13 protein-coding genes are annotated in these 9,869 nt (G+C 32.2%); 12 read left to right on the forward strand and 1 reads right to left on the reverse strand.

The annotated features are described in order from the left end of the window. The first annotated feature begins 45 nt into the window (after positions 1–45). From CI949_RS12385 to CI949_RS12440, 12 genes are all read left to right on the forward strand, one after another. Positions 46–1,494, forward strand: coding sequence for an ankyrin repeat domain-containing protein (locus CI949_RS12385; RefSeq protein ID WP_290766994.1), 1,449 nt, complete (start codon positions 46–48; stop codon positions 1,492–1,494). A 158-nt stretch (positions 1,495–1,652) separates the two neighbouring features. Beyond that, complete coding sequence (locus tag CI949_RS12390) at positions 1,653–1,802, forward strand: hypothetical protein (RefSeq protein ID WP_290766981.1); 150 nt, start codon at positions 1,653–1,655, stop codon at positions 1,800–1,802. Between the two features lie 86 nt (positions 1,803–1,888). Next, entirely contained in the window at positions 1,889–2,455 is a 567-nt protein-coding gene (locus CI949_RS12395) for a hypothetical protein (protein ID WP_290766982.1), read from the forward strand. 14 nt (positions 2,456–2,469) lie between these two features. After that, positions 2,470–2,592, forward strand: a complete 123-nt coding sequence (locus CI949_RS12400) for a hypothetical protein (RefSeq protein ID WP_290766983.1) — start codon at positions 2,470–2,472, stop codon at positions 2,590–2,592. A gap of 10 nt (positions 2,593–2,602) precedes the next feature. Next, positions 2,603–3,163 carry a host-nuclease inhibitor Gam family protein gene (locus CI949_RS12405; protein ID WP_290766984.1) on the forward strand — a complete coding sequence of 187 codons (561 nt, stop codon included), beginning with the start codon at positions 2,603–2,605 and terminating at the stop codon, positions 3,161–3,163. Between the two features lie 82 nt (positions 3,164–3,245). Then, positions 3,246–4,094 (forward strand): ArdC-like ssDNA-binding domain-containing protein, encoded by an 849-nt coding sequence (locus tag CI949_RS12410; protein ID WP_290766985.1) that lies wholly within the window; start codon positions 3,246–3,248, stop codon positions 4,092–4,094. Next, a complete protein-coding gene (gene bet / locus CI949_RS12415; protein WP_290766986.1) occupies positions 4,095–4,955 on the forward strand; it encodes a phage recombination protein Bet in 861 nt (286 codons plus the stop codon). It abuts the gene before it with no gap. Between the two features lie 30 nt (positions 4,956–4,985). Further along, on the forward strand, positions 4,986–5,234 hold the full coding sequence (locus CI949_RS12420; RefSeq protein ID WP_290766987.1) for a hypothetical protein: 249 nt from the start codon (positions 4,986–4,988) through the stop codon (positions 5,232–5,234). Positions 5,235–5,253: 19 nt separating this feature from the next. Further along, positions 5,254–5,442: a hypothetical protein gene (locus CI949_RS12425; protein ID WP_290766988.1), complete on the forward strand. Its 189-nt coding sequence runs from the start codon at positions 5,254–5,256 to the stop codon at positions 5,440–5,442. Continuing rightward, positions 5,405–5,854, forward strand: coding sequence for a RadC family protein (locus CI949_RS12430; protein ID WP_290766989.1), 450 nt, complete (start codon positions 5,405–5,407; stop codon positions 5,852–5,854). The genes CI949_RS12425 and CI949_RS12430 overlap by 38 nt, the downstream gene beginning before the upstream one ends. 15 nt (positions 5,855–5,869) lie before the next feature. Further along, on the forward strand, positions 5,870–6,289 hold the full coding sequence (locus CI949_RS12435; RefSeq protein ID WP_290766990.1) for a JAB domain-containing protein: 420 nt from the start codon (positions 5,870–5,872) through the stop codon (positions 6,287–6,289). A gap of 176 nt (positions 6,290–6,465) precedes the next feature. After that, positions 6,466–8,208, forward strand: a complete 1,743-nt coding sequence (locus CI949_RS12440; RefSeq protein ID WP_290766991.1) for an ankyrin repeat domain-containing protein — start codon at positions 6,466–6,468, stop codon at positions 8,206–8,208. Between the two features lie 135 nt (positions 8,209–8,343). Here the strand turns inward: CI949_RS12440 and CI949_RS12445 are convergent. After that, positions 8,344–9,515 (reverse strand): IS3 family transposase gene (locus tag CI949_RS12445; protein WP_290766992.1). Its coding sequence is split into 2 segments (ribosomal slippage): positions 8,344–9,257 and positions 9,257–9,515, totalling 1,173 coding nucleotides; the frame shifts between segments, so codons are not numbered across the junction. Positions 9,516–9,869 lie beyond the last annotated feature (354 nt).

Here is a 9,869-nt window from a genome sequence, read left to right on the forward strand (position 1 = left end):
CGCTAGCTAGGTCTTGAAAGGAGTGGGAATTGGTTCCAGAGAGCTATTCGATATAATAATTTAGAAATAGTTAAAATTTTAATAAATAAAGGGGTTGATTTGAATGTTACTGATGAAATGGGTACAACTCCTTTAATGGTGGCTACACATTATAAAAGGCAAACAGATATTTTAGAAGAGCTAATAAAAAATGGAGCTAAAGTTAATTTCACGAATAAAAATGGTTCAACTGCTTTATCTAGAGCAATAAGACAAGGGTCACATCCAGATACTTTAAAAATATTAATATCTGCTGGTGCTGATGTGAATATAAAAGATAAAAACGGAGAAACTCTATTAATGTATGCTGCTTCAGATGGTTTTGTTGATTTTATGAAAGTACTTATTAATGCAGGTATTGATATAAATGCAAAAAATAACTTTGGGAGAACGGCTCTGAATAAAGCGGTAGATTATGGTTATACAGACGTAGTAAAAGAATTAATTGAATCTGGTGCAAATATCAATGATACATATGAGTTTATTAATGAAAAAGATTATGTGATATCTGGAAGAAATGCTTTAATAGATGCTGCTAGTAAAGGATATCTAGATATTGTTACACTTTTTATAAAAAATAGCGTCAATATTAATCATAGACAATCTAATGGAGTTAATGCTTTAATGGAAGCTGTTAGTAATGGACATTTGGAAGTATTAAATACTCTAATATCTGCAGGTGCAAATCTTGAATCAGAAAATGATAAACAACAGACGCCCTTAATTTTAGCAATAGAGAACAACCGGCCTAGAATATTAAAAACTTTAATAAACAAAGGTGCTAATCTAAAAGTTATTAATTGGAATGCTAATTCACCATATGAAATGGCGTCTGAATCAGGTTATGAAGAAATAAAACAGGTATTAATTGATGCTGGTGTCAATAGTAATATAGAAGATTTAAATAAAGCTCTAAAAAATAATAATTTAAGTCAGGCAAAAAAGATTTTAAGAGCAAATGATATTTATAACGACAGAGATAAAAACGGGGAAACTCCTATAATAATTGCAGCAGAAAATGGTCATTCCGAAATAGTAAAAATGTTGATTGATATGGGAGTATCATCTTCATCTTTTGATGGTTCTCAGGCGATTAAAGGTGCAGCCAAAAATGGTCATTCAGAAATAGTGAATATATTACTTGATATAGGCGTATCATTATCTTTTAATGGATCTGAGGCAATACTAAGTGCGGCCCAAAATGGTCATTTATCAACAGTACAAATTTTAATAAAAAATAAAGCTGATTTAGAAATTTATGATGACAAAGGAAGAACGGCTTTAATATTAGCCTCTCAAAATGGGTATATTAGTATAGTAAGAGAATTGATAAATGGAGGAGCTGATATTAATAATACTGATTTCAAAAGCAATACAGCTTTGAAGTTTGCAGAAGAAGAAAAAAATACGGAAATAGTAAGATATTTAAAAAACAATGGTGGAATAACTTATTGACAATCAATTATTTAATTTTAAACTTTGTGCCATCCTCTTAACGGGGATGGCTATTTTTTTGCCGTTAGAATTAATTTGAACAGATTACGGTTATATATTATATAGGTGAATCAGAATAACTAAGCCTTTAACATAAGCACTTAGAAAGGGGGAATACAATGTCAGTATCACTAGCAGCATTAGCTGCAGCAGCCATTAAGCTGATCATTTTAGGAGTGGAAGCAAGTAGAGCTGTAGAACAGATATCAAGACAGAATAACACCAGTTTTGATGCGATCTGGAGGGAACTACCGGACATCTTTAAGTAAAATTTAATATCATCTAATGATTATTAGCCTGCCTTAAGTGGCAGGTCTTTTTATTTGTCTAAAAAATTTAAAGGAGAGTGGATAAAATGATTGATGGTAAAGAAATTGCAAAGCTGGTTAGAAAGAGAAATGATGTAATAATTGAAAAGTTTGAGGATGGATCATATAACGTTACTGACACCTATATTATGGTAAAGCTGAATGAGGCTGAATTCGGCAAGTTTTTCGCTAAATTTAACAGCTACAAGTCAACTGCAGATATACCCTTTAACTTTGAGGGAACCATCTCTTCAGCAGGTGGTAATGTTTTTGCAGAAAATAAGCTGAACACTAAAACAGTTACAAGCCAGATTGGTAATGCTAAGTACAAAGCAGTAGTCACTGACTTTTATAAGAAAAATGATTCAGGTGATGAGGTTAGAATTTATAAGGCCGGCAATGATATTGGTATGTTTAACCGGGATTATGATTTTCTACTTGATTATGGGGTGAAATATAAGGCCAAAGACAATAAAAATCCTATTTTCATCTTAAATAATCAGGATCAGGTTAAAGCTGTTATTATGCCGGTGCTAGACAAGGGTGAGAAGCCGATTAAAGAGATGCTCAAGGGTTTGACTAAGGATAACTATCTAAAGACTAAATCAGCTTAGGAGGGTTTAAATAGATGTATGTAAAGGAATGTCCGGAGTGTAAGGGGAAAAGCTACAGTGCCGGCAGAAGCGATTGGATCTGCCCTTACTGTGGTGAAGATTTAAATAATGTTGAGGCAAAACAACCGGAAAATTAAGGAGGCAGTTATGGAAGCCATTAAATTAAAACCAAAGGTGGAAAGCCAGGAAAAAGAAGAAGACTATTTTATAATAGATAATGACCAAAAAGCTAACTGGGCGCTGAGAAAAATCAGACATCTAAAAAAGAAGAAGAATGAAAATGAGGAATTTGCTGAAACAGAGATTGAAGCTATTCAAAAAGAGGTTGATGAAGTGAACAGCTGGCTGGAATCTGAAAACAGCAGCTTAAAAAATGACATTGAGTATTTAGAGATGAAGCTCAAATATTACGCTCTGGATTTAAAGGATGATGATCCGGAACTTAAAACTCATAAACTGCCCTTCGGCCAGCTGCAGTTTAGAAAGCAGAGGGATAAGTGGGAATATGATGACAGCAAGCTGCTGGAGTTTGCAGAGAAGAACTTGAAAGATGCTATAAAGGTTAAAAAGAGAGTTGATAAAAGGAAGCTGAAGCAGAAAATTATAGTAGTAGGTGATAAAGCAGTAGTAGCTGATACCGGTGAGGTTATTGAAGGAATCAAAGTTATAGAACGAGGTGAGAAGTTTAAAGTTAAGACTGATGTTTAAGTTAAATAATTACAAAAGAAATTTAAATAAAAATACTCAAAGCTCAGCCTTAACCGGCTGGGCTTTTTTAGGAGGTAATGAAATGAGTAAAAATAAAACTAAAAAGCTATTAGAGCAGCTGAATAACAGGATTGATTCAGTTAGAGAGTCAGATGAGTTTAAGAAGATGCTCCAGTTTTTAGGTAAGTTTCATAACTACAGCTATCAGAATTCTATTCTAATCCAGATGCAGAAGCCTAAGGCAAGTTATATAGCCGGATACAAGCAGTGGCAGAAGAAATTTAACCGTCATGTCAAAAAAGGTGAAAAAGCTATATCAATTCTAGCTCCCTTCACCTATAAAAAGAAAGTTAAAACAGAGAAAAAAGTTGGTGGAAAGCTGAAAGAAGTAGAAAAAGAAGTTAAGAGAATGTATTTTAGGCCGGTTAATGTCTTTGATGTCAGCCAGACTGAAGGTGACCCACTGCCTAATCTAGATATATCAGTTGCTGATGATTACAGCAGGTTATACAAGCCACTGGCTCAATATACTGAATTAAAGGATATAATCCTGACTCTAAAAATGCTGCCAGAAGCTCTCAAAGGCTATTCCAGAGGAGGAGAAATTGTACTCAATAAAATACTCAATCAGACTGAAAAAGCCGGAGTATTAGTCCATGAATTAGGACATGAACTGCTCCATCAGGATAATGTATCTGAACTGAGTAAAGAGGTTAAAGAAATGGAAGCTGAAGCTGCTGCTTTTGTGGTAATGGATCACTATGGTGTAGATATTAAATCAGATAAGTACTTAGCATTATATAAGGAATCCTATGATTTAAAGCAGAGCTTAAAACGAATAGATAATTTAGCTTCCGAGATTATTAATTACTGTGATGATTATCTAATTAAGAACAAAGAAAACGATAAAAAGCTGAAGGAGGTTATTTAATTGGGTGCTCAAAATAAAGTTGTAGATATTGAAAGCAGGAATAAGGAACTGATCAGCTTTACTAAAAAAGAAGTTGAGACTATAAAAAGAACAGTTGCCAGTGATGCTAATACTGATGAACTAAGAATGTTTCTGCATATTGCCAAAACCTATGGTCTGGATCCATTTAATAAAGAGATATTTTTCTGGAAGATCAAAGGTAAACCAACAATCATGACCTCCAGAGATGGGTATCTAAAAATAGCTGACAGACATGAGGAATACAACGGCCTGGTGTCAGATGTGGTTAGAGAAAATGATAAATTCAGAAGAAAAGCCCAGGGTATAGATCATGAATACGGCACTAATCGTGGAGATATTATTGGAGCTTATGCTTTGGTCTACAGAAAAGATAGAGAATATCCAGTCTATGTCTTTGCTCCTTTTCAGGAATATTTTGCCGGCACCAGGGTCTGGAGTCAATATCCATCAGCTATGATATTGAAGGTAGCTGAATCAATGGCGTTAAAGAGAGCTTTTACTGTTTCCGGACTGGTAACTGCTGAAGAAATGGATGTGCAGCGTTTAAATGAGAAGGATAAAGAAAATCCGAGACGGCCGTATTCCAAGAAAAAGAAGGAATCTCAAGATAATGAAAATGAACCGATAGAAATAGAAGCTGAACTATCTGAGAGAGAAAAAGAGATTAAAAAGATAGTGGGTGACAATAAAGATTTGAGAAAAGACTTATTTACCTACCTGAAAGAAGTAAAAGAAAAAGAAGGTCTAGATAAAGATAAGCACATCTCAATAGATGATTTAAGTGATGGTCAGTTTAAACAGCTTAAAAATATATTGAATACATTTAAAAAGATGGCCTAACAAATAGGGGAAGAGAAAGGATGATGATAGATGCCTAAATACAAAGTTATATGCAGCTGGAGAGAATTTCACAGTGGTGAATTAATAGTTGAAGCAGCAGATGAAGAAGCTGTTGAATTACTGCAAAGAGATCAGAATAGATTATTGGAACTACTGATTGATAAATATGCTAATGAAACTTTTGAGAGCTTAAGTGATATAGAGGTGGTTCCGGGAGCAGTTGATACTGACAGTGAACTGGATTTGGTTATTGATGCTGGAGAAATAGAAGTTTGTTAAAGTGAATGAGGTGATAGAAATGCCAGTTAACGGAGTACCCAGTGATCAATGGAGGGTTGAAAGAGCTTTGGGACCTTATGCAGAGCCGATGGATGAATTGGAATTACTGGAGGAACAAAAATTGATTCGACTAAAAAGATTGAAAACCAAACACAAAGGAGTAGATAATAATGGTCAATATACAGAAGTTTTCACTGAGAGTGGTTAAAGAAAGTGGTGGGCGATATGATATTGACAAGACCATCAATAATCCTATAGCAGCAAGGAACTTATTTATTGAAGTCGCTGAATTAGATAAAAGATCAGAAGAAGTTTTTGTGATGGCGACTATAGATGTGAGAAATAAGGTGACTGGATTATTTGAAGTTTCAACTGGCACCTTAAATTCAAGTCTTGTTACACCCAGAGAAGTATTTAAAAGAGCAATCTTACAAAATGCAGCCGGTATAGTATTAGGCCATAATCATCCGAGTGGAAATATAGACGCGAGCAGTGATGATATTAATATTACTAAGAAGCTGATTAAGTCAGGTAAGATACTGGGGGTCAATGTAGTAGATCATATTATAGTCGGCAATGAGGGTAATTACAGCAGTATGAAGGAAGAAAATCACATATAGAGAGGAGCTGCATAGATGCTAAAAATTGATAGTATTGAATTTGATGATGAAAAGAAGGATAACGACAGATTAAATAATTATATTAGGAAACCGGAAGATGCTGTAGAGATATTTGTTGATGTACTTAAGATGGATTTTCAGGAAGAAGTTGTAGGGATGATTGCTTTAGATAGGGATGACAGATTAATTGGTGTAGTAGAACTAATGAGGGGAGTTGATGCTTTTCAAAAGATTGGTACTGATGATTTATTTTATAAGGCTTTAAGATTAGAGGCTCATTCTATTATATTAGGTTATAATAAAGCTGCTGGATTGAAAGTAAGCAGTGATGATTATGAATTCAATGAATTTCTGGTAGAGGAAGCTAAGAGATTTAGAATTAAAATCAAAGATAATTTGATAATCTCAGGTAGAGATTATATCAGAATTAGATGAGTATTTATTTAAGAGGCTGTCATTAATTTGATAGCTTCTTTTTTTGACTTCACATTACAAATAAATAAAGGAATTACAAAATCTATCCATAATAATATTAATAGAAACTTATTACATTTTTTCTATATAATTCTACATTTTTCGACAAATAATACAATACAGGGAGATGAAAAATAATGAAAAAAATTACTATCTTTATTCTAACAATAATTTTACTTTTATTATTTACTAATGGTGTTGTTTTTGCAAACATTAATATTGAACTAATTGAAGCTTCTAAAGAGGGGCAATTAAGAAAAGCAGAAGCTATGATTAATCAAGGAGCTGATGTGAACTATAAAAATATGGGGATGACTCCATTAATTCATGCTTCTAAAAGTGGTTCTTATGAAATTGCAAAATTATTAATAGAAAATGGTGCAGATGTAAATTCAATTGATGAAGCAGGATATTATTATACTCCGTTAATTCATTCATTAATAAATAATAATCCTGAGATTGCAGAACTATTAATAGATTATGGTGCAGATGTTAATTCATACAATCCTGATAGTTCTAACCCAGAAGAAGGCTTCTATGCTTTGCATTATGCTGTCATCTTTGATTTTCCAAAGGTTGTTAATAGCTTAATAGAAAATGGGGCAAATATTACACAAAAAACAATAGATGGTACCAATAGTTTAATGGAGGCAGCAAAAGAAAATAGTCTAAAATCTGCTAAAGTATTAATTGATACAACCAATATTGATATTAATGCTATTAATGATGAAAATGGTAAAAATGCATTAATCTATGCTTCGGAGATGAATCCTTTTGAAGAAGATAATTATAGAATAGTAAAATTTTTAATAGATTCAGGAGCAAATATCAATTCTGCAGATTTTGATGGTAAAACTGCCTTAATGTATACATCTATATATGCTAATTATGAAACTACTCGTTTATTATTAGAAAATAAAGCGGATATTAATCAACGGGATTATTCAGATAATACTGCTCTAATTTTTTCTGTTAAGGGGCCTATCAAAGAGGGATCAGGTAATACAATGTCTATTTTTGGTGGAAATATAGGAAGAGAAAAAGTAATTCGTACCTTAATTAAAAACGGGGCAGATATTAATGCTGCAAATAGTGATGGTAAAACAATTTTTGATATTAATCTTGATGCAGTAGGAGATCATTATGATAATTTATTGAATATGTTAGGTATACTTCAAAATAAAAGTGAATATCCATTATTATATTCAGTGATAAGAAATGATATGGAAAAAGTTGATGCGCTTATTAGTGAAGGGTATGATGTTAATAATTATTATCCTACCAATAATAGATTTGTGGATGATTGGAATTGGAAACCTTTGGTTTCTGCCGTTTTGGGTAATAACTTGAAAATGGTTGAAAAGTTAATTGCCAATGACGCAAATATTGATGTTGAAATTTATTATGATAATGATGCAGAACCGATTCTTTTTACCTCTTTAAGATATGATTATATAGATATTTCTTTAGCAATGTTAAAGCATTTAGTAAAAAACCCGTTGTCACCTAGTAATGATTATCCATATGAATATCAGAATATATTACTTAAATCTGTTAAATATGACCAGCTTAAAGTTGTTGAATATCTTTTAGATAATGGTGCAGATGTAGATAAAAGTTTTACTTCAAGTGAAGAAAACCTGCTAATGAATGCTCAAAGTTATGAAATGGCTAAATTATTAATAGAAAAGGGTATTAAAATAAATCATCTAGATTCAAGAGGTCTAAATGCTTTATATTATTTTTTATCAGATAATGATATTGATATTGTTAAATTATTATTAGAAAATGGTATCAATTATGAAGCTCAAGATGTCTTGAATATAGCTCAAAGGTCAAATAATACAGAAAAATTTAAAGAACTGATAAAATCATATTAAATATTTTGGTTCAAATTATTATTGCAATTTAAGACAGAAAATAAATTTAATTTTAATTTTTATAAAATGTACTCTTCAATAAACTTTATAAAAACTTATTATTAGTCCTATGAGTTATGAGCTTCCCCCATTAAATTAGACACATAGTTTAGACGTTTTTCTCTCGTTTTCGTAATCTTCCGGACTTTTATAATTTAAAGTTGAATGCATCCTGATTCTATTGTAATAAATTGCAATATATTGGAAAATATCCTGTCTCGCTTGATTTCTATTTTTGTACTTTTTTCTGTATATTAATTCAGTTTTTAAGGTGGAGAAAAAGCTTTCTGCTACTGCATTATCCCAGCAGTCTCCCTTACGACTCATAGATGATCGCATTCCATTTTTCCATAATTCTTTTTGGAAATCATGGCTTGCATACTGGCTACCTCTATCTGAATGAAAGATTAATCCTTTTTCTGGTTTTCTGTTTTTAGTTGCCATATCTAAAGCATTTATAACTAGCTGCCTGGTCATTTTTTTATTCATTGACCATCCAACTACCTTACGTGAATAAAGGTCTATTACAGTGGCTAAATATAGCCAGCCTTCATCTGTTGGAATATATGTGATGTCTGATACCCAGACTTTATTTGGTTGAATTACATCAAATTCTCTATTAAGTAAGTTTTCCTGTAACGGCAGATTGTGGTTTGAATCAGTTGTCTTTTTAAATTTACGCTTCTGTACCGCTTTCAGTCCCATTACACGCATTAATCTTGCTACTCGTTTTATATTGCAATTATATCCTTCTTTTATTAATTGACGGTGTATTCTCGGACTGCCATAGCGACCGCTATGCTGCCAGTATATTTCAGCTATTTTATCTTTTAATTTTTTGTTTTCAAGCTGTCTTTGAGAAGGCTCTCTATTGAGCCAGTCATAATATCCTGACCGGGAGACTTCTAATACCTGGCACATCTTTGTCACAGGAAATTTATCACTGTGGTCCCGGATAAAACCGTAGATTACTTCGGTTTTTTCGAAAAGATGGCCACTGCTTTTTTTAATATATCACGCTCAAGTTTAGCTTCCTTAAGTTCATTTTCTAGGTCTTTAATTTTTTGTTGTTCCTGGGTGAGCTTTTGCTTTCCTTTTCCCGGAAAAGCAAGTTCACCATTATCTCTAAATTTTTTACGCCAGCGGATTAAATTATTATAGTTAATTCCAAGATCTTCAGCTATTTCTCTACAATTTTTATCAGAATTTATACTGTGTTTAACAGCATCTCTTTTGAATTCTTCTGTATAAGTTCTTCGTTCTCCCATTTCGGGCACCTCCTGATTATATTATATATCTTAACTCGGTGTCCTACAAATCGGGGGAGGGTCATTAGGAGATTATTATGAAAAGTAATATATTTAATTATTTCAAAAAAATCATGTCTTATATATATGAATTCATAAAAATTATATTTTTAATATTTTTATTTATTATAGTTATTGTGATAAAGAAAATACTTGAAGATCTTGGCTACATATAATATTATAATCAAAAAAGAGGGGTTCATATGGTTGAAAATAAATCGTTAGAAAATGAAAATCAAGTAAAGGTTCAAGACGATAAAATTCTTTCAACATATCTTTTAGCTAATTCATTTATTTTTTTACTTTGAATCTCAT

This window comes from Halanaerobium sp., assembly GCF_003070835.1.